Raw genomic sequence first — 22,144 nt, 5'->3', positions numbered from 1 at the left:
CCGGCAAACCTCAATTTGCAATCTCGCCCCCAAAGTCTGGCGACTTCGGCTACGGATCTGGGGATTATTTCGTTCGCCGAGCTTTCCACCGCTGGGCCACTTCGGCGACCAGCGACGCCGCCCAGTGTCTTCGTCGCTCGTGCCCGTGAATATCGGTCTGCCAGACCCTGCCGCTATGGATGTCCAGGGCGGTCAACCAGAGGCCGCCGAAACAACAGGTGTCGACGCACACCAGGTGTCCGCGGTCCAGGATCTCGCCGGAGATCTGCGGGGTGTGGCCCACGTAGATGCGTTTGCCCGATTGATGCGGCTCGGGGATCATGCTCAGATGCTCCCAATACATCCGTCGCTCCGGCAGGTCTTCCATGGCCACATCGGGAAAATAATTGGCGTGGACGAAGATCGCCTCGTCGGTCTCGTAGTAGGCCTCTAGGCCCGCCAGAAAGCGGCGATGCGCCGGCGGCATTTTTTCCAGCGCCCCGCCGTAACTGCTCACCGTCGCCTGGCCGCCGCTGGCCAGCCACAGCTCGGGGCACAGCCCGCTGTTCATCACGCCCAACAGCATGATCTCGTGGTTGCCGCGCAGAGCCACCACGCGGCACCGCTGTTCCAATGCGATCACTTGTTCGATCACGTCACGGCTGTCGGGACCTCGGTCCACGTAATCACCCAGAAAGACCAGCGTATCGTCACGCTGCGGGGCGATGATTTCGATCAACGTCCGCAGGGCTTTGGCACAGCCGTGGACATCGCCGATCGCGATCGTACGCATGGTCAATTGACCTGCGGATCGAACCCTTCGTCGACGCTGGGCACCAGATCCGCCAGCACGCTACGGCCCTGTTGGCGCACCAGGCTTTCCCAGACCGGCGAAGGATCGCTGAACAGGGTATCCACATCGGCCTTGGCCACCAGCCAGCCGCCGACGCGGAGTTCCGCATCCAACTGGCCCGCGCCCCAGCCACTGTAGCCGGTCACAAAGCGGGCTCGGACATCGTTGCGATCGGCCAGCATCCGCAGATGATCTTCATCGGTCGTCATCCAGATCAGGGCCGTCTCGGGGCTGGCCGCTTCGGCCACACAGGGGTCGCCCAGCCCGGCCAGGTCATGCAGGGCGATCAGCGGCCCCTCGACCGGCCCGCCGATGTACAACTGGTCGCTCCGCTGCGGCTGGTGGCCCAGCGGTTCGGCGAGGGCTTCCTCCAGCGACATCGGCCCGGGGCGGTTGAGCACCACTCCAAAGGCGCCCTCGCTGTCGTGACGGATCACGTACACGACGGTCCGAAAGAAATGCCCGTCGGACAAATACGGCGAGGCGATCAGCAAACAACCTTCGACGGAACTCATGCCTCTGCCCTAACTCAAGTTCTGATTTTGAGGATCGCGAAAAACGTCTTTCCACAAGCAACCGGCCCAGGACCATCCCACGCCAAAGCCCACCAACATATTGGTGGCATCGGCCTGAACCCGGCCCTGTTGCCGCATCCGCTGGATCAGGATCGGAATCGTCGAAGAGACCGTGTTCCCACAATCGGCCAACTCGATCGGCAAGCGCTCCGGTTCGACCTGCATTCGCAATTGTAACTGTTCCAGCATTTTCCGCGTGGCTTGGTGCATCAGAAACAGGTCGATCGCCTCCCGCTGGAGATGGTTCGCCTCGAGGATGTCCTCCACCAATCGCGGAATCGATTCCACGGTAAAATTAATTAGGCTCGGCCCGTCCATGTACAACCGGCTGGGCCACCGCTTGCGGTGCCGCGGCCGCAGGGCATCCTCTGGCGGACGAGCTCCGCCGTCGGCGACCAGCAACGTATCGGCTCCGCTACCGTCGGTACCGAACTGGAAGCCCCAGATCGATCGCGGTTCGGCCGCTTCGACCAACGTCGCCGCGGCGGCGTCGCCAAAAATGGTTCGCAAGCTGCGGTCGCTGGGGTCGATGTACTTGGAATACGTCTCGGAGGTGATCAGCAGGATGCGGCGGGCCACACCGCTGTGGATCAAACCTTCGGCCAACGCTAAACCGTAGACAAACCCGCTGCAGCCGAGATTGAAATCCAGGGCCCCACAGTGGGTCGGCAAGCCCAGTCGATCCTGAATCAGACAGCCCGTCGTGGGCAGGGGATAGTCCGGCGTCTGCGTGCAGTACAGCAAAAAATCGATCGACTCGCGCTCGACGCCCCGCTGAAAGAGTTTTTCGCATGCCGCCACGGCCAAGTCCGACGCGGTTTCGTTCTCCGCGGCGATGTATCGTTGTTCGATGCCCGTTTTGGCGGCGATCAAATCGAGGTTCCAGCCCGGAAATTCTTGCTCCAGAGCGGCATTGGTTTCGAGCCGTTCCGGAAAATGAACGGCGATGGGACCGATACTAGCGTGCGGCACGGGCGGCTCTGGCTGGGGCGAACAGGTGACGGATTGACCGGAAAAGGGCAGCCTAGCAAACCCCGGAACGCTTGCCGAGGTCAAGCGCCGCTGGTCACAATCGATCGATAGTATTCGACGCTGGCCTCCAGCCCCTCAGAAACGCTGACCCGCGGTTCGTACCCCAAGACGCGACGCGCTTCGGTAATATCCGCCAAAGAATCTCGCACGTCACCGGCCCGCGGCGGCTGGTGAATCGGTTCGATGCCCTGACCGAGCAGCTCGCGCAGGCGGTCGAGCAATTCCAGCAGCGTCGTGCTAGCACCGCAAGCGATATTGAACACGCCGCCGTTGACGCCTTCGACGGTCGCCGCCAACAGATTCGCGTCGACGACGTTGTCCACGTACACGAAATCGCGAGACTGTTGGCCATCGCCGTAGATAATCGGCTGCTGGCCTTCGAGAATCATCGAGACAAAGCGGGGAATGACCGCGCTGTACTCGCTCTGCGGATCCTGGCGGGGACCGAAGACGTTGAAGTACCGCAGGGCGGCCGTTTCGATGGTGCCACTGCGGGCAAACGCCGCACAGTACTGCTCGGCAGCCAGTTTTGCCGCCGCATAGGGCGACAAGGGTGCCGGCGGATCGCTTTCGCGCTTGGCCACGTAGGGAGAATCCCCGTAGGCCGCACTGGTCGAAGCCAGCACGAACCGGCGAACGCCCGCGGCGCTACCGGCAGAGAGCATCCGCACCGTCGACGTCGCCACCCACTGGTGGCACCGCACCGGTTCGGCCACGCTCCGCGGCACACTGGCCATGGCCGCCAGATGAAAGATCGTGTCGCAGCCCTCGACGGCCCCCGCCACGACGGCTTCCTCCGAACAATCGCCTTCGATGAAATCGACCGGCCCTTCGATCGCCTGCAGATTCTCGCGCGTGCCCGTGCTCAGGTTGTCCAGCACGCGAACCGTCGCGCCCAGCTTCACCAAACGGTTGGCCAAATGACTGCCGATAAAGCCGGCGCCGCCGGTCACCAGACAAGTGCGTCCCTGGAGGCTGCTGCCAATGGTCATCGCTGGGGGTCCAAATAAAGGATCAATCGAAATCGTTTTCTCCCCTCTGCCCCGAATCCTGGCGAGCCTAAGCGAGTCAGGATTCGAAGGAGAGGGGCCGGGGGTGAGGGGGATATCTACTGGCCACCTTCAGTGAAGCGTCTACGACTTGGCGGCGCGAACTTTTTCCAGCAACCGGCCGGGGCTGCCCATCGCGTGGTAGCCGCCGTCGACGTGCAGGATTTCGCCGCTGATCCCGTCGCTGGCCGGATGCAGCAGGAAAGCGCCGGTGTTGCCGACTTCTTCGTGGGTCACGTTCCGGGCCATCGGTGCCATGTGCTCGTACAACTCTAGCATCTCATCGACACCGGCGGCGCGACCGGCCAGGGTCCGCATGGGGCCGGCCGAGAGGGCGTTGACGCGGACGCCTTGGGCGCCCATGTCGAAGGCCAGGTACCGCACCGTGGCTTCCAGGGCCGCTTTGCAAATGCCCATCACGTTGTATCCGGGCACGCATTTTTCGCCGCCGAAATACGTCATCGTGGCGATCGCCGCACCGGGTTTGAACAATTCGGCGTCCTTGGCCGCGGCCGTCGCCGCGATCAGGGTGTACACGCTGACGTCCATCGCCAAAGCAAATCCGGCACGACTGGTGTAAACCGTATCCCGCCCCAGGTCCTCGCGGTCGGCGAAGGCAATCGAATGCAGCAAAAAGTCGATGCTGCCGAATTCGTCCTTGGCGGTCTGCATCACGTCGCGAATCTGTTGGTCGTCCTGCGCGTCCATCGGCACCAGGAACTTGGCGTTCGGCTGCTTGTCGGTCAGCTGCGAGACGCGGCGGCGGTTGCGTTGGCGGGCGTCATCGGGACGGTCCGGAAGATGCGTAAAACCACACTCGCCACCGCCTTCCATGATCCGCTTGGCGATCGCCCAGGCGATAGAATGGTCGTTGGCGACGCCCAGGATCAAACCTTTTTTTCCTTGAAAGTCCATGCTGTGTTTCTGATTGCGTTGGAGGAAGCGGGAGCAACGGTCGGGAAGGTGGCCGAGCTGGCCGAGCCGACGCGGGACGTTCGGAGGGCGGAGTTTATCGAAAAACCAAGGCCTCCGGTAGCCACACGCGGGGCCGCGTCACCACCTTTCTAAATCCGCTCGAGAACGCACCTCATGTCGCCCGCTCCAGATCCTCCCAGCACCGCCTCGTCCGGGGAAGCCGCGTTGGCACAATCCCTACTGGCGGCCGCGGCAGGAGCCCAGCACCCGGAAACGGCCGGCATCTTGGCGGTGCTGGAAGCGGTCGTCCGCCAAACGGCCCTGGCCGGCGCCGGGACGGCCGGCGCCGGGACGGTCCGTCAGCAAGGTCGCTCCTGGCAGATGGACCTATGGACCGGAGCGGACCCAGCGGAGGGCGTGCCCAAGGGAGATTCCGCAGCCGACCGGCCCGCCGTGCCGGAAACCTTGGTGGCCGAGGCGCTCGATCATCGCCAGGCCCAGCACCGCCAGCCCTGGTGGGCGTGGCCGATCCCGCTGGCCTCCGGCGCCGAAATCTCTCCGGCCCTGCGGGCTCAGCTGCCCCAGGCACTCGTGCTGTGGGCCCCGGACGGCGCTGCGTCGACCGCGGCCCCCCAGGCGATCGAACCCCAGACCATCGAACCCCAGACCATCGATACCGCGGCGCTGGAAGCGTGCGGCCGCGCGGCAGCCGCCACGCTGGGAGGCTTTTGTCCGCTGCTCCGCCGCCTGAGTGACTTGAGCGAGCGGGCCGAGCGACTGGAACGGCTGTTGGATTTCGCCGCCCACTGGCATCGTGAGGACGACCCCGAAGCGTTGCTGCGAGCCATCGCCGGAGCCGCCACCGAACTGCTTCGCTGCGAACGGGCCAGCATTTTTTTGTGGGATCGCCGCCGCAAAAAACTGGTCGGCAAACCGGCCCTGGGCGTGGGGCACCAGCCGTTGGAAGTCGACGACGCGGCGGGCATCGTCGGAGCGGTCCTCCAGTCGGGCCAGCCCCGGCGTTGGCAGGCCAGCGAAGATGAGGAGAGCGAGGTCAATCGTGCGGTCGACCGCCAGCTGCAGTTCACCACCCGTTCCCTGCTGGCCGTGCCGCTGGAGGACCAAAAGGGCAAACCGCTGGGCGTGTTCGAGGTGATCAACAAGTCCACGGGCCGCTTCAGCACCGAAGACATCGACACGCTGACCCGTCTGGCCACCCAAGCCGCCGGCGTGATCCGCAATACGCAGGACCGCCACACGGCGATTCGGTCGCGGGACCGCCTGGTCGCCGACGTGGCCGAAACGGTCCAGGTGATCGGGCACAGCGACAGCATCACGGCGCTGCGAAAAACGGTCTCACGCGTCGCCGCGACCGATCTGGCCCTGTTGGTTCTGGGCGAAAACGGGACCGGCAAAGAAGTCCTGGCCCGCAGCGTCCACTTCCAGTCGCCGCGCCGCAGCGAGCCCTTCGTGGCGGTCAACTGCGCCGCCCTGGTCGAATCCCTGCTGGAAAGCGAACTGTTCGGCCATGAAAAAGGCGCCTTCACCGACGCCCATCAATCGCGGCCTGGCAAGTTCGAGCTGGCCTCCGGCGGCACCTTGTTCCTGGACGAAATCGGCGACCTGAGCCCCGGCGGACAAGCCAAATTGCTGCGTGTGCTGGAAGAGAAAGTGATCGTTCGCGTGGGCGGTTCGGCATCGATCCCGGTCGACGTCCGCGTCGTGGCCGCCACCAACCGCTCGCTGGCGGAGATGGTTCGCGAGAAAACCTTCCGCGAAGACCTGTACTTTCGCTTGAATGTCGTCTCGTTGCAGTTGCCGCCGCTCAGAGAGCGCGGCGACGACATCCTGCTGCTGGCCAACCATTTTCTGGAACACTTCGCCCAGCAGATCGGGAGGCTCCCGCCCAAAATCTCGCGCGAAGCCGCCGCGGCGATGCGGCGTCACCGCTGGCCCGGCAATGTTCGCGAACTGCGAAACCTGATGGAACGCGTCAGTTACCTGTGCCCGGACGACACCGTGGCCGCCGCCGACCTGGCGTTTTCAGCAGACCCGAAGGGACCAGGCGAATCCGGACGCGATCCCGCCCTGGCCATGGACGTCGGCCTGACCGAAGCCACGCGGCAGTTCCAAATCCAAGCCATCGAACAAGCCATCGCTCGCTGCCAAGGCAATATGACCGAAGCGGCCGCCACGCTGGGGCTGCACCGCAGCAACCTGTACCGCAAACTCAAGCAGCTGGGCATGGACGAGCCAAAGTAGCTCGGCTGTCCCCAGCCGAGACGAAAAAACCAAAGCAGCTCGGCTGTCCCCAGCCGAGACACCGCATTTCCCCTACCCCCTGGAGCTACCATGGATGCCCACGACGTCATCGCCCAAGCCGCCAAGACCAGCCGAATGATCCTCGAATCCTATGTTTCGGACCTGGAGGACGCGGAGCTGCTCCGCCGGCCGGGACCGGGCTGTAACCACATCGCCTGGCAACTGGGACATCTGATCGTCGCCGAGTGCGGTCTGCTGGATTCCGTCCGCCCCGGCTCCGCGATCACCTTGCCCGAGGGATTTGCCGAGACGCATTCCAAGGAGAACGCCGACAGCGACAAGGCCGAGGAATTCTGCAGCAAACAACAGTACCTGGAGCTGCTGTCGCAAACCGCGGCGGCCACCCAGACCGCGCTGCGGAGCGTTTCCGCGGAAGACCTCGACGCCCCGGCTCCGGAGCACCTCCGGCAGATGTTCCCGCGAGTCGGAGACGTTTTTCTGTTGATCGCCAGTCATCCGCTGATGCACGTCGGCCAGTGGGTTCCGGTCCGACGTGCCCTCAACAAACCCGTGCTGATCTAGTGTCGCCTTTCGCTCCCGCGAAAGTAGCCGTCCAGTGTCGCCTTTCGCTCCTGCGAAAGTAGCCGTCCAGTGTCGCCTTTCGCTCCTGCGAAAGTAGCTCGGCTAGTGTCGCCTTTCGCTCCCGCGAAAGTAGCTCGGCTGTCCCCAGCCGAGGATGCAATACAGCCCAGCTCCGTCTCGGCTGGGACAGCCGAGCTACTCTGGACAGCCGAGCTACTCTGGACGGCCGGCCGCTGCTACCGCAGCAGCTCGTCCAGTTCCTCACCCAACTGGGCGACCTGGACGTTGTGCTGGACGACCTTGCCGGATTTATCGATCAGCAACATCGTGGGCAGGGTTTGCACGCCCAGTTCGTTGGCCAAGCGGCTTCCCTCCATGCCGCCTTCGGCGAACAGTTGCGTCCAGGGCAGGGGATTGGCTCGCAGGAATTCCGCGGCATCTTCGCGGGTGCTGTCGACGCTGACCCCCACGATTTCCAGGCCGGCCTTCTGGTACTGAGCCTGCAGTTGTCGCAGCCGCCGCATGTCCTGCTTGCAAGGTTCGCACCACGCGGCCCAGTAGTGCAGGACGACCGGCCGGCCCCGCAGGGACGACAGCCGGAAGCTCTTGCCATCGATCGTTTCACCGCGCAGATCCAGCGATTTGCCCACCGAATCCAGCCGGCGCACCGCTCCGGCGGCTTTCGCACCAGCGGTTTCGCCGGGGAATTCCTTGGCCACGCGGCGATACCACTGCAGGGCCTCCTTTTCCTTGGCTTCGAATTCCTTGCTCAGCGCCAACTGCAACATGGCCTTGCCGGCTTCGGGCGTCGACTCATACCGCTCGACGAACTCCGTCAGGTTTTCCAGGTACCACTCCTGGATCTTGGGAAAATCCTCTGACTTCGAACCCTGCAGGCGAGTGGCGTATTCTGCGCTGATCACTTGGAAATCGACGTACGACCGCAGCGCCTTGTTGTTGCCCGCCAATTCGCGGCTGATTTTTCGCAGCCGGGTCGTGCCGTCGGGATAGGCTCCTTCCTGAATCGCCACGGTGACCGTATCGACCAGTTGCTGGACCCAGGCCTGACGATCGGCCGGCGTGCTGGCGGCCAGGGCCAGCTGCTCGACCACGTCGGCGCGAGCAGCGTTCAATTTGGGCAGTTCGGCCGGTCCGGCCGTAGCCAAGCGTTGATCGATCTTTTCCAGCTGGACGACCAACTTCTGGGCCTGCTGGTCCTGTCCTTCGCTGGGCAGGGCGGTCGTCGCGGCCCGCATGGGGGTGAAGAAATATCCGCTGCTGCGGGCAACCATGTCTTCGCCGACGACCTGCGGCAGATCGATCAACCGCCAAGCGTCGCCGACCTGGACCAGCGTCCCGACGACCAGTTGGCCGCTTTCGCCCTCGTTTTCGAACATCGCCACGACGTTCTCGTAAACCTTCAGGTCCGAGCTCAGGCCCAGGGCACCGGAGGGCAACACGCCGGGTTTGGCCGCGGCGAACTGCACCCACCGCGCGCCGGCCTGGACGGAGTTCTGCTGCTTGGCGAAATCGGCAAACCGCTGCCGAGCCTCCTGCAGCTGCTGGGCCAGTTTCTTGGCTTCGCCGGGCGCAAAGCCCAGCGCGGCCAATTCCTCGTCAGAAAGCACCAACCGCTCAAACCGCTCGACGTCCGCGTCGGCCAGGGCCGCGACCAGCTCCGCGGTGGCTTCCTCGGCAGAGATCTGTTTCCAGCTGTCGATCGTGCCGTCTTCGTTGTCGTCCAGCGCCCAGCGAGTTCCGGCGGTGCCCAGCCAGCGATACTGGTCGGCTTTGCCGTTGAAATCGCCGTCGACATCACGATAGACCTCGACACCTTGGTCGAAGTAGCACCACAGATCGACCTTTTTGTCGCCGTTGGTATCGGCAAAGCGTCGCAGCGGGGTGCCGTCGGCGGTGGTGACTTCCCATCCGGCCCAGTCCCCTTCCAGGTCGACCACCCGACAACTGTCCACTTCGGAGGCGGGAACTCGTTGGTATCGAACCGCTTGCTGGACCGGCTTGAGGCTCAGCGCCGCCTTCGCAGCCGGTGGCGCGGCCGAGAGAGGGACTGTCGGCGACAATCCAACCACCAGTGGTAGAACGAACAGGGCAGCCTTGCGTGGCATCGAATACTTCTCCAAACGAGAAAGAAACAGCAGTGAGTGTCCGGTTTTAAGGGTATCGGCGAAGAGATTGCCGGGAAAATAGAATTAAAACCAAAAGGGCCTTTGACAGATCACGGCAGATTCGTAAACTTCGGGACCTTCGCAGCCGCGGCTTTCCAAGTTTCGGCTCCGCGGGCGTATAGCTCAGCTGGTTAGAGCGCGTCGCTGATAACGACGAGGTCCCAGATTCGAATTCTGGTACGCCCACTCGAAGAGGCTCGAAGCGAAAACCGCCGACGGCAGGATTTCCGCCACAAGCGTTTTTCACTTCGAGGTTCCCACGGGGGTATAGCTCAGTTGGGAGAGCATCTGCTTTGCAAGCAGAGGGTCGTCGGTTCAAGTCCGTCTACCTCCACTTGGCAGATCGCCGCCGGTCGCTAAATTAGTCGCCGGCAGCAGTCAGCCGCCTGGGCCCTGGCCCGCGGCCATCCTTCGGGATGGCCAACTGTCCCTCCGGGGCAGAAAGTTGGGAAAGTTTGCAAAAAGTCGACCAAGAGCCCTGGCGGGCCAAGCGACTTTCCGCAACAATCCCCGACCTAACAAAGAAGGGCCGACCTGAAGCGACAGGCCTCACCAAAAACGCCGCTTCAAAAAAACGGGAAACAGGCATTGACCGAAAACAAACGGTCGCTAAACTTCCCACCCACGCCTCGAAGTGAAACGACGAGCCGCCCGCCGACAACGGCAAAATGCTCTTCACAAAAATTTCACTTCAGGCATTGACGGCCCCGGCCGACAACAGTTACTATCCCGCCTCCCAAAGGTGACCGACCGCTCGCCCAGCTCAAGCAGCCGGGCGAGCGGCTGACCACCTAGGAAAGCGTCCCTTGCCCAGAGCAAGGCCTTGATTTTTGACAATTTGGTTGTTTGGTAGAAGGCATCTAAAGAACACCACAGTTCTTGCAAGCCTCGTTGGTCGCTCGCGACCGACAGCCTGCAAGTTCTCGGTTTAGTTCTCAGGAGCGTTGAGTGAGACTTGCCCGCCAGCACGCAAGTGCGGGAGAGCAAGTTGATCAGACGATCTTGCAAATAGCTTGGATGCACTGACCGCCTGCAGGGAACACCTCGACAGCTTGCTGCCGAGGAACGAACTGCGGGAAACGCAGTGTAGGCCAGGCACTTTTATCGTTGGTAGACACCAGCGGATCGAAAGCATCGCTTGCGATTCCGAGCCCGACCGCTTCCGCGGCCGAGCAACGAAGCGTAGCGAGTTCGAGATTCCGATGGTCAAGCTACCAAGAGCATATGGGGGATGTCTTGGCGTCAAGAGCCGAAGAAGGGCGTGGAAGTCTGCGAAAAGCTTGGGGAAGCTGACAAACGAGCGATGATCCCGAGATACCCGAATGCTGCACACTGAATACATAGGTGTGCCAGCGGCAACCCAGGGAACTGAAACATCTAAGTACCTGGTGGAAAAGAAAGAAAAATCGATTCCGTAAGTAGCGGCGAGCGAAAGCGGAACAGCCCAAACCGAGAGGGTTTCCCTCCCGGTGTTGTAGGGCACATCGCATGGCGTCGCAGAACGAGTAACAGAACGACCTGGAAAGGTCGGCCACAGAGGGTGACAGCCCCGTAAGTGAAACTCCATTAAGCGACGTCGGTGTGTTCCTGAGTAGGTCCAGTCACGTGAAACCTGGATTGAATCCGCGGGGACCATCCCGCAAGGCTAAATACTCCTTGACGACCGATAGCGAACCAGTAGGGCGACTGAATGATGAGAAGAACCCCTGCTAGGGGAGGAATGTGAACCTGAAACCATATGCTTACAAGCGGTCGGAGCCCTATAGTCCTTCGGGACCACGGGTGACGGCGTGCCTTTTGCATAATGATCCGGCGAGTTGTGGTATGCGGCTTGGTTAAGTCCTTACGGGACGTAGCCCAAGGGAAACCGAGTCTGAATAGGGCGAAATTGTCGTATGCTGCAGACGCGAAACCTGGTGATCTACCCATGAGCAGGTTGAAGCGCGGGTTAAACTGCGTGGAGGACCGAACCCACTTAGGTTGAAAACTGAGGGGATGACTTGTGGGGAGGACTGAAAGTGTAATCAAACCAGGAGATAGCTCGTTCTCTCCGAAATATCTTGAGGGATAGCGTCGAGCCACTATTTATCGGGGGTAGAGATACTGAATCGGATGGGGGCCCTTCCCGGGGTACCCCACCGAACCAAACTCCGAATACCGATAAAACTATCTCGGCAGTCAGTCCGCGGGGGATAAGCTCCGCGGTCGAGAGGGAAACAACCCAGACCATCTGCTAAGGTCCCCAAGAAATACTTAGTCACTAAGGAAGTTGAATTGCTAAGACAGCTGGGATGTTGGCTTAGAAGCAGCCACCATTTAAAAAGTGCGTAACAGCTTACCAGTCGAGCAATTCTGCGCCGATAATGAACGGGAGTAAGTATTTCACCGAAGCAATGGATGCTAGTCCTTCGGGGCTAGCGTGGTAGGAGAGCGCCGATAACCAGATACAAGCCGTACGGTAACGAACGGTGTCGGGGTTATCGGGTGATTATGCCGGAATGAGTAACGATAAAGCAGGTGAGAATCCTGCTCGCCGAAAGCGTAAGGTTTCCTGGGGAAGGTAAATCCGCCCAGGGTTAGCCGGTCCCTTAGTCGAGGCCGAAAGGCGTAGACGATGGATAACAGGTCAATATTCCTGTGCCGGTTGTACATTCGATGCTGGGACGGCGTCCGGAAAGTGAGCGGTACGAATAGAAATGTCCGTAGCGAAAACCGAGGCGACCAGGGTTAAATGACTGGTCAAAAACCAAGGTTTAGCTCGAGAGCGTTTAAGTTCTCGAAGTCATTGGAAGGACGTCCAAGAAAAGCAGCTAAGTTATGTGTGCAACCGACCGTACTAAAACTGACACAGGTACGCGAGACGAGAAGTCTAAGGCGCTCGGGAGAACGGTGGTTAAGGAACTCTGCAAAATGGCCCCGTAAGTTCGCGATAAGGGGCGCCTCCGGCGGTTTACGCTGCTAGAGGCCACAGAAAATCGGCTCTAACGACTGTTTATCAAAAACACAGGTCTCTGCTAACACGTAAGTGGATGTATAGAGACTGACGCCTGCCCGGTGCTGGTAGGTTAAGGAAGACGGTTAGCTCTTCGGAGCGAAGCTGGCGACCGAAGCCCCAGTAAACGGCGGCCCTAACTATGAGGGTCCTAAGGTAGCGAAGTTCCTTGTCGGGTAAGTTCCGACCTGCATGAAAGGCGTAACGATTGGAGCACTGTCTCAACCACCGACCCGGTGAAATTGTAGTTGTGGTGAAGATGCCACATACCCGCGGTTAGACGGAAAGACCCCGTGAACCTTTACTGTAGGCAGTTATTGGGTTGAGTTATGTTCTGTGTAGGATAGCTGGGAGGCTTTGAAACCGGTGCGCTAGCATCGGCGGAGCCGTCCTTGAAATACCAGCCTGGTCATAATTTAATTCTAACCTTGATCCCGTGAATCCGGGCAAGGGACAGTTGCTGTCGGGCAGTTTGACTGGGGCGGTCTCCTCCCAAAGAGTAACGGAGGAGTGCAATGGTACACTCAGCCTGGTCGGCAATCAGGCGAAGAGCGTAAAGGTAGAAGTGTGCTTGACTGCGAGACCCATAAGTCGAGCAGGGACGAAAGTCGGTCTTAGTGATCCGGTAATCCCGAATGGAAGGGTTATCGCTCATCAGATAAAAGGTACTCCGGGGATAACAGGCTTATCGCCACCGAGCGTCCACAGCGGCGTGGCGGTTTGGCACCTCGATGTCGGCTCATCACATCCTGGGGGTGTAGAAGCTCCCAAGGGTTTGGCTGTTCGCCAATGAAAGTGGTACGTGAGCTGGGTTCAGACCGTCGTGAGACAGGTCGGTCCCTATCTGCCGTGGGCGTTCGAATCTTGAGGGGATTCAACTTTAGTACGAGAGGATTTAGTTGGACGAAGCTCTGGTGTACCAGTTGTCGCGCTAGCGGCACGGCTGGATAGCTAACTTCGGAACGGATAAACGCTGAAAGCATCTAAGCGTGAAGCCCGCCCCAAGATAAGGATTCGTAAGTCGCTTTGCGACGAGAGCCCCCTGGAAGACTACCAGGTTGATAGGCTGGACGTGTAAGTACGGTAACGTATTGAGCTAACCAGTACTAACGGGCAAAGGCTTGACCATCGATATCTTGCACTCGCATTCGAACCGATGGTTCACAACGCTCCTATAAAATGTCTTACTACCAAACAACCGGCTGGCGGTCAGGTGAAATACCCTGCCGCCAGTCCTTCCGGCGACCATATCGGAAAGGTCACACCCGTTCCCATCCCGAACACGGCAGTTAAGCTTTCCGAGCCGATGATAGTGCCCACCAGCGTGAAAGTAGGTATTGCCGGATTTTTAAAACCCTTCTTGTCCTTGTGACAAGAAGGGTTTTTTTATGCGCTGATCCCTTCCTGGTTGCCGTCCATCGGATTGCCGCAACGGCCATCGCCGTAAGAGGGGAGCCGTAGCAGTGGGGCGGTCCATGTCTTACGCTACGGAACACGCTGCCTTGGGAACCGTTCGGAAACGACTTCGGCATTTCCCAGCGGTTGCTGGAGCATTGTAGGGATGATCAAATCGCGGCGTGGCAACCACGGCAGTGGCGATATGTGGATAGGGGTAGGGAAGCCCGGTTAGGCCGGGCTCCCCTCCCTCCGAACCGTGCGTGCGGTTCTCCCGCACACGGCTCTCCAGTTAGTAGGTCCTATGAGGATTGTCCGAAACGGATGTGGGCCTCCCGCAGACTCCAGAGACCCGCCGCCGTAAAGTAGGCGTTTGGCCAGCGTTGGTTACGCGAAAGCCGTTTAGGGTTGAGACGATGACGCTTTAGCAGCAGCCGACGTAGGCGACTACGGATTTTCGCGTCAAGGTCCTTAAAGATCGTCCAGCGACAGTGGCGGAAGTAGCGGAACCAGCCGACCAACACGCGGTTGAGCTCCTTCGCGATCGACTCGATAGAGCCGCTTCGCTTGCGTGACGTCAGTTCGTTGAGCCGGTGTTTCAGCTTCACCAAGCTTTCGCGCCGAGGATAGATGCACTCACCGCGAAACGAATAGCCTAGAAAGGCGAAGCTTTCATAGCGGCTGTCTACGATCTTCGTTTTGTCAGGATGTAACTGTAAGCCGGCAGACTCGACCCATTGTTTGATCTCCAACAGGGCCGCCTCGGCTTCGAACTGGCTACGGCAGAGGACGACGAAGTCGTCGGCGTAACGGACCATTTCGAAACCAGACTCTGCCATTTGATGATCCAGGTCATTGAGGTACAGGTTCGACAGCACCGGAGAAAGTACTGCGCCTTGAGGAACTCCGGCGATCGGATTCCACTGACGCAGCTCTTCCAGGATTCCCTGATCCAGCATGGATTCAATCAGATCGATTACCTCGCCGTCAGCAATGTGAGCCCGGACGAGCTTCAGCAGTCGCTCTTTGGGGATTGAATCGAAGTACCCTTTGAGGTCCGCATCGACGACATACACGTAACCATCCTGGATCTTTTGCTCAACGATACGAAGGGCATCGTGAGCCGAGCGTCCATGCCGGAAACCATAGCTCCGTTCATGAAACTCGTTGTCGAGGATTGGTTCGATCACGTTGACCAGTGCGGTTTGCACGACTCGGTCACGGACCGTTGGGATGCCTAAAGGTCGAGTCTCGTTCGGTTTCCCGGGCTTGGGAATGTGAACGCGACGAACCGGCTGAGGTTTATAGTGACCGCTGTTAATTTGTCCACGCAGCGTACGGATCTCCGCGATCAGTTGCTGCTCGTACATTTCACAGTTCTGGCCATCGACCCCGGCTGCGCCCCGTTTCGCCGTTACCTTGCGGGCGGCTTGGAACAGGTTCAGCTCGCTGGTGACCTTGTCGATTAGCGAATACCACTTGCCATGTTTCAATCGTCTCTCGACGAGTGTCGACAACATTCGATCGGTCCAGACCGCACGCGAAGCCCAGAAGCGGATATCCGTTTTCTGTTCGTCGCCCGGAGGCATAGCCGCAAACGGCACTCGTTCCGGTAAAAGTTCGGTGTCTTTCTGTTTGGCGAGCCGCCGTTGGCGTCGCGCCAGACGTTGAGACTTGTTCTTTCTCATGCGTTTGTTCTCGATACGATTTCTACTTTCCTGCCTCCCTTCGCTCGCGGCGGGTTTGGTTCCCGCCGGTCATCACTACTATGAAGGCTCTGACTTCTGAGCGAGCTTCAGAGGCTGCGGCTCATTCAGATCTCCCTGCTTATCTCGACTGAACTTCTAGACATTCCATCTCCAACCACCCTACTGCCATTTCGTTCACCTCGGTTTAGCACGCTACTGTTCATTCACCGTGTGAGCCGTCTCACCGACCGCCATGGTTGGTTCCTGGCTGACCTGTTGCGATCATCGTCGGGCCGTTTCGTGAGATCAGGGGTTCGCGAGTTGCTAGGCCGCTCCCCGACAGGCTTGGCCGAATCGAGTTCACTTTCGTTACGGACTGTCTATTCGATCCTGATTGCTCTCCACCCTTTCTGTTGAAAACGCAGTTATCATTCACTACGGAGAGGGTAACGGTCCTCTCCGACAGGGACTTTCACCCTGCAGTTCAGTCGCCTTCGCAGGCGCACTAGCCCTGGGTGCCAACCCAGGGAACGGACTTGGCTATTTCGTATACACGGAATTATTCCCGAACGGCTCCTTAGTTTTTCCGGAGCACTCACGCTGGAGTGCTCATCGGCGCCAATGCGGTTTCGGCGTCCCGCGAATCAGCCTTCCCTCGGCCCTCAGCTCCACGCCCCCCCCGTCCGGCCCAGCGCAGCCCCCAGTTCGGCCGGGTTGCTTCCCGCTTTTCCCGCCCGCACAATCGGAATCCCCGCACTGGGTGTTCCTACACTCCACTAAATGATGCGTAGCGTGAACTTGCTTCGCCTAGTAGAGATTTTCGCGTCTGCTCGTCTCCCCCATTCTGACTCGGTTCGGACTTATCTTCCTCGGTTTCCTCGTCGCGATCTTGAACGGAGCTTACTGTGTCTGACAGCGTCTACCCCCGCTCGGTTGTACGTGAACAGCGTTTGTCTCGAAAGACTTTCGGCCTGCTTCGCAAGTCGCGGTTCAAGCTTTGCCGCAGATCTTTGGGGCGGCGCCGGCTGCGGGCGGAACTGCTTGAGGAGCGGAATCTGCTGAGCGCTATGTCGGTACTCAGCGGAACCGCGTTCGAGGACAGCGACGGAAATGGACAGCGTGCCGGGGACGAAGCCGGATTGGAACGCGTCGTCGTTTACTTGGACCAGAACGACAACGGCGTGCTTGATCGTTTAGGCCTGGAACCAGATCTGTATCCCGCTGGCCAAACCGTCGGGCATGCGATTGGTGAAGCCACAGTGCGGACGACGTTGCGCGGCGATGCACCGGCGCTGGCGACAAGTGCCAACGCATTATTCACCTCTACCGGTTCGCGTGTCTTTGCGAATCAGTACGGGGATGTGGGTTTTTCGAATGCCGAACACCAACTGGAAATTGATGTCACCGGGACCGTCGACGCACTGAGTATCGATTTCACTGCCATCGAGGCGAGTGCAGTGGGGCAGCTGATGGTATTCGACGACAACGGCAATTTATTGACTACGGTAACGACCGGTTCGCTCGCAGCCGGGCAATCGGAAACATTGGTCGCGTCGGTTCCCGGTATCGCCTATGCGATCGCCGCTTCAACGGACAGCTTACGCGGCACGCTGGACAATCTGACGCTTGGCCAGAACAACGAGCCCACGGCGATAACCGATTCAAACGGTCAATACACATTCACGAATCTTCCCGCCGGCGATTATGTGGTCCGCGAAATTGTCCCGTCGGGTTATGACCTGACCGCGCCGCAGGCGTCGGCGGGTCGACTGTTTGCGATCGATCCCAACATTACAAATCCTGCGCGCATCATTGAAATCGATCCCGGCGATGGCACGACCATTCGCTCCTTCGACGCTCCGGGAGACGTTGTCGGTAGCACCGCAGGCCTGGCGTTCGATGGCAACACTCTATTTTTTATCGATGCATCCGAAGACAGGCTGTATGAGCTGAATCCTGACACTGGAGGCGTTCTGGATTTGATGGTCCTGGACTCCACACCGCGTTGGGACGGTGTCGCGGTGCTTGACGGTCTGGTCTATGTCAATGCGCCTGGCCAAAACAAGATTTATGTCATTGATCCGGTGCTCGACGTCGTACAAAACATCGTTAGCGTCCCGAGCTCCAACTACGAACCCTTTGGTGGACTGGGCGAATTACCGGATGCTTCGGGTGGGAAACTGATTGGACCGGTGGGGAATTCCAATGTCGTCGCCCTGTTGGATCCCTCGACCGGCGAGGCGACGAGTTGGTTTTCGCACGCCTTCGTCAACGATGGTCGCGACTTTGGCGTGACCAGCATGGATGGCTTGGTCTACCTGGGCTTCGACGATCCGGCGGGAACGGTGCAGGTGTACGAGCCGGACGGAACGCCGGTTCGCAGTTTCCAAACCGGGTTTGACATGTCGGGGCTGGGGGCCGCGGATTCACTGGATGCCGCCCATCGAGTGACGGTGGGCGACGGAGAAACGATAAGCGATCTTGATTTTGGGAATATCCGGCAAACCGGCTCCATTCGGGGCGTCTTGTTCGAGGACGAGAACGGCAACGGTCAACGGGACGCCGATGAAGATCCCTTGGCCGGGATCACGGTCTATCTGGACACAAACAACAACAGGGTGCTCGATGGCGGGGAGCTATCGACGCAAACGGGCGCCGACGGATCGTATCAGTTCAACAATCTACCGATTGGCGATTACATGGTTCGCCAAGTTGTGCCTGAAGATTTCGTTCAGACCGCCCCGGGACTTAGCGATGCCTTCTTCTATGCCGTGGCCGGTCAAGCCAATGAACTGATCACTATCGATGCGGCCACCGGCGAAGTCGCACACGTCGGCCTTTTCGGAACCGACATGAACGGGCTGGTGCATACCAGATCCGGGGAACTGTTCGGGCTGAAGGGCACCGGGACGGACGGTTTCTACTCCATCGACACCACCACCGGTGCCGCCACGTTGATCGGCCCGACCGGCGATGTGGTTTTCGGCTTGGCGTACGACCCTGCCACCGACACGATCTACACCGTCCGTAATCTGGGGTCGACCCGGCATTTGGCGGCGATCGACCGAAGCACCGGTGCGCTCACAACAATCGGTCCGGGCAGTGGCGACGTGGTGAATGTCAGCGGGATCGCCTTTGACGCGGCCAACAACCAGGTGATCGCCTTCGATAACCTGGACGCTGAATTCTGGGGCTTTGACGTACAGACGGGGGCGGTCACGCGGCTCTCGGACACCTCCGATTTTGCCGCCTATGGATTCACGCCCGTAGGCGACGAGTTTGTGATGTCCACCACCCAGGGAAATCTGGTCCAGATCGACCCCTTCACGGCAACTGCCACTCCGTACCTGACCATGTCGGAGATCCTGGGCATCGATGCCCTCGATTATGTCCCGGCATCCGACGGGGCTCAGTACGTCACCGTATCCGCCGACGCGGTCCGCGACCAAGTCAACTTTGGCAATCAGCGCCGAGGCCTGACACTGTCGTTCGCCGACACAGCCATAAATGAAAATGGCGGGACCACGACGGCTACCGTCACGAGAAACACCGATTTGTCTGAAGAGTTGGTGGTGTACTTGTCCAGCGGTGATACGTCGGAAGCGAGCGTGCCGGCCACGGTAACGATCCCAGCCGGAGAATCCGAGGCGACATTTATTGTGTCTGGAGTCGACGATTCGATTCGCGATGGAAGCCAGACGGTGTACATTTCCGCTGCGATGTCGCCCCCGAGTTCGGAGACCTACTCCGATGATTTCTCTGCCGAGCAATTGGGGACCTTTTGGACAACCATCACCGACATCCCCGGGTCCTCCGTCACCCAGACCGGCGGCGTTCTTCGAGTGGAAAGCCCGAGCCCTTCAGAGAGCTTTCTCGACACTGGGGTGCGTAGCCAACTCACCTTCGGCCATTCCGATTTCACGGCCCAGGTGGATTTTCGTCATCCTCAAGGGTCGGCGATGAGCTGGATGAGTGTGCCGGCGGGCCCTGCCGCTGTCTACGGCATCTACCATTACCCAAATACAAGACAATATCTCGTCTGGGTAAACAATGCCGGAAGCGGTAGACCTTATCGCGGCAGAGACGAATTCGGTGACGAGTCGACCAACTGGCACCAGCTGAAAATCCAGTATGATGCGGCGACGCAAACGGCCCGAGCGTTCGTCGATGGCACCGAATTAAATACCGCCACCGTGGACCTTCGTGGCGGGCCGATCAAGTTGTTCATGAAAGACAGTTCTTGGCTCGGGGAGGGTTTGTCGGTCACCGAGTTCGATAATTTTTCCTTGACTTACGATACCACGGTTGGCCGAACCAGCGCACCGCTCGTCGTGCTGGATGACGAGAGCTTGGTAGCCGAAGACGACACAGCGACGACGGCCGAGGACACCGCGGTCACGATCGACGTCCTGGCCAACGACGGCGCCGGCGACAGTACGAACCTGACCGTTACGCTGAACACACCGCCTACCAATGGTTCGGCGACCGTCAACAGTGACGGCTCGATCGCCTACACGCCCAAGGCCAACTTCTACGGTGCCGACACCTTTACCTACCAGATCGCTGACGACGCGGGCGCTACCGATACGGCCACGGTCACCATCACTGTCACTGCCGTCAATGACGCTCCCGTGGCCGTTAACGACGCCGCAACGACGGACGAGGACACTGCGGTTACGATCGATGTGTTGTCTAACGACAGCGACGTCGATGAAGATGCCTTGGGCGTGACAATCGAAACCGCACCGGCAAACGGATCGGTCGTAATCAATAACGATCGCACGATTACCTATACGCCCGACGCCAACTTCAACGGCCAGGACACCTTCGTCTACGCTGCGGTCGACCCCAGCGGCAAAACCGACCCGGCCGTCGTCACCGTTACGGTCTCTCCGGTCAACGACGCGCCCACCGCGCTCGATGACGCATTTGTCACTGACCGGGACGTGCCACTAAGTATCGGCACCGAGCAGAACGCGTCGGTGGTCGACCAACAAAGTCTGGCTCACGATCATGTCATCCTCATCACCAACTATGACCTGCAGCAAAAAGTCCGTGCTGGAGTCGATGGCCAGTTGGATGCCGTCGAAGTTTATCTCGGCAGGGATTTGACCGGCGACGTCGAACTCACCCTCGAGCTCTACCGCGGGGCGCCTTGGCAGTCGGGACAACCGGACTTTACAACCCAGGTCACCCCGGCGTCGTCGATGGCCGATGGCTGGCTTCGAATCGATACTTCCGCAGCGGACTTTGCATTAACTAGTGGCGAGCTGTTCACGCTGGGGCTGAGTGCGACCCGCTCCACGACGAGTCAGCGTCTCTACCTGGGGATGTCGCGAGAACCGCTTTCCAACGATTCCTATGACCACGGAGAACTGTGGAGCGATGGCACGAAGCACGAATCGGCGGGGGTTGGTTTCGATCTGACTTTTAAAACGCACATGCGCACTGTGCCCCCGCAAGCTGGAGTGCTGGCCAACGACTCGGATCCCGAAAACGATCCGCTGACCGCCGTATTGGTGACCTCCCCCAGCAACGGCACACTATCGCTTAACACCAACGGAGGTTTCACTTACACGCCGAACCCCGACTTTGCCGGAACCGACCAGTTCACTTACCGAGCCAGCGACGGGCAAGCGAATTCCAACGTGGCAACCGCGACGATCACCGTCCGGGCAGTCAACCGAGCTCCCGATGCGGTGGACGACCGCCAAAGCCTCGCCGAAGACACGTCGGTGACCTTGGACCTGCTGGCGAACGATTTCGATCCCGATGGCGATCCCATTACACTGCTGGGCGCGACAGAGCCCGCGAACGGCACCGTCGACATCAATGCGGATGGCACGGTCACCTACACCCCGAACCCCGATTTTTCGGGGATCGACTTGTTCTACTATACGATCAGCGACGACAACGGCTACGGTGATTCGGCCCAGGTCACCATGACGGTGACGGCCGTCAACGACGCTCCTGCGGCCGACGACGACACCGCCACAACGGATGAAGACACCGCGGTTACGATCGATGTGCTGGCCAACGACAGCGACGTCGATAAGGACACCCTAACCGTTTCGCAGCTCACCCAACCGGCCAACGGTTCGGCGGTTGTCAACAATGGCGGCGCCATCGTCTACACGCCCAACGCCAACTTCCATGGCATCGACACCTTCACCTATACGACCTCCGACGGTGCCGGCGGGACCGCGACGGCGACTGTTACGGTTACCGTTAATCCCGTTAACGACGCTCCTGCGGCCGACGACGACACCGCCACAACGGACGAAGACACCGCCGTCACGATCGACGTGCTGGCCAACGACAGCGACGTCGACGACGACACCCTAACCGTTTCGCAGGTCACCCAACCGGCCAACGGTTCGGCGGTTGTCAACAATGACGGGGCCATCGTCTACACGCCCAGCGCCAACTTCCATGGCATCGACACCTTCACCTATACGATCTCCGACGGTGCAGGCGGGACCGACACGGCGACCGTTACGGTCACCGTAAACCCCGTTAACGACGCTCCTGTGGCCGACGACGACACCGCCACAACGGATGAGGACACCGCGGTTACGATCAACGTGCTGGCCAACGACAGCGACGTCGACGGCGACACCCTAACCGTTTCGCAGG

10 protein-coding genes, 2 tRNA genes and 2 rRNA genes are annotated in these 22,144 nt (G+C 60.0%); 7 read left to right on the top strand and 7 right to left on the bottom strand.

Translation table 11 applies throughout. The annotated features are described in order from the left end of the window. Positions 1-64: 64 nt before the first annotated feature. From GE027_RS21040 to GE027_RS21020, 5 genes are all read right to left on the bottom strand, one after another. A complete protein-coding gene (locus GE027_RS21040) occupies positions 65-772 on the bottom strand; it encodes a metallophosphoesterase family protein (protein WP_153559198.1) in 708 nt (235 codons plus the stop codon). 2 nt (positions 773-774) lie between these two features. After that, on the bottom strand, positions 775-1,347 hold the full coding sequence (locus GE027_RS21035) for a YqgE/AlgH family protein (RefSeq protein ID WP_153559197.1): 573 nt from the start codon (positions 1,345-1,347) through the stop codon (positions 775-777). 9 nt (positions 1,348-1,356) lie between these two features. Beyond that, entirely contained in the window at positions 1,357-2,379 is a 1,023-nt protein-coding gene (locus GE027_RS21030) for a ketoacyl-ACP synthase III (protein WP_153559196.1), read from the bottom strand. Positions 2,380-2,459: 80 nt separating this feature from the next. Next, positions 2,460-3,431 carry an SDR family oxidoreductase gene (locus GE027_RS21025; RefSeq protein WP_153559195.1) on the bottom strand — a complete coding sequence of 324 codons (972 nt, stop codon included), beginning with the start codon at positions 3,429-3,431 and terminating at the stop codon, positions 2,460-2,462. Between the two features lie 141 nt (positions 3,432-3,572). Beyond that, positions 3,573-4,403 carry an enoyl-ACP reductase FabI gene (locus GE027_RS21020; RefSeq protein WP_153559194.1) on the bottom strand — a complete coding sequence of 277 codons (831 nt, stop codon included), beginning with the start codon at positions 4,401-4,403 and terminating at the stop codon, positions 3,573-3,575. A 174-nt stretch (positions 4,404-4,577) separates the two neighbouring features. Between GE027_RS21020 and GE027_RS21015 the strand changes: the two genes are divergently transcribed. Together GE027_RS21015 and GE027_RS21010 are read left to right on the top strand one after the other, a co-directional pair. Continuing rightward, the gene (locus GE027_RS21015; RefSeq protein WP_237607704.1) at positions 4,578-6,665 is read left to right on the top strand and encodes a sigma-54-dependent Fis family transcriptional regulator; all 2,088 of its coding nucleotides are present in this window, start codon (positions 4,578-4,580) and stop codon (positions 6,663-6,665) included. A gap of 90 nt (positions 6,666-6,755) precedes the next feature. Next, positions 6,756-7,247 carry a DinB family protein gene (locus GE027_RS21010; RefSeq protein WP_153559193.1) on the top strand — a complete coding sequence of 164 codons (492 nt, stop codon included), beginning with the start codon at positions 6,756-6,758 and terminating at the stop codon, positions 7,245-7,247. A gap of 236 nt (positions 7,248-7,483) precedes the next feature. On the opposite strand, the gene GE027_RS21005 is transcribed toward GE027_RS21010, so the two are convergent. Beyond that, entirely contained in the window at positions 7,484-9,373 is a 1,890-nt protein-coding gene (locus GE027_RS21005) for a redoxin domain-containing protein (protein ID WP_153559192.1), read from the bottom strand. Between the two features lie 172 nt (positions 9,374-9,545). Here GE027_RS21005 and GE027_RS21000 point away from each other — a divergent pair. The 4 genes from GE027_RS21000 to rrf all read left to right on the top strand — a co-directional run bounded on the left by GE027_RS21000 (position 9,546) and on the right by rrf (position 13,771). Then, positions 9,546-9,619, top strand: a tRNA-Ile gene (locus GE027_RS21000). Between the two features lie 75 nt (positions 9,620-9,694). Beyond that, positions 9,695-9,767 (top strand) — tRNA-Ala (locus GE027_RS20995). An 870-nt stretch (positions 9,768-10,637) separates the two neighbouring features. Then, positions 10,638-13,554 (top strand): 23S ribosomal RNA (locus GE027_RS20990). A 108-nt stretch (positions 13,555-13,662) separates the two neighbouring features. Next, positions 13,663-13,771, top strand: a 5S ribosomal RNA gene (rrf, locus tag GE027_RS20985). 351 nt (positions 13,772-14,122) lie between these two features. Here the strand turns inward: rrf and ltrA are convergent. Beyond that, the gene (gene ltrA, locus GE027_RS20980) at positions 14,123-15,508 is read right to left on the bottom strand and encodes a group II intron reverse transcriptase/maturase (protein WP_153559191.1); all 1,386 of its coding nucleotides are present in this window, start codon (positions 15,506-15,508) and stop codon (positions 14,123-14,125) included. 1,067 nt (positions 15,509-16,575) lie between these two features. On the opposite strand from ltrA, the gene GE027_RS20975 reads away from it, so the two are divergent. Beyond that, on the top strand, positions 16,576-22,144 hold a 5,569-nt coding region (locus GE027_RS20975; RefSeq protein WP_153559190.1), incomplete at its 3' end, for a tandem-95 repeat protein.

This window comes from Roseimaritima sediminicola, assembly GCF_009618275.1.
GTDB lineage: Bacteria > Planctomycetota > Planctomycetia > Pirellulales > Pirellulaceae > Roseimaritima > Roseimaritima sediminicola.
The sequence above is the reverse complement of the archived record's forward strand: the minus strand, read 5'-3'. Positions and strand labels throughout refer to the sequence as shown.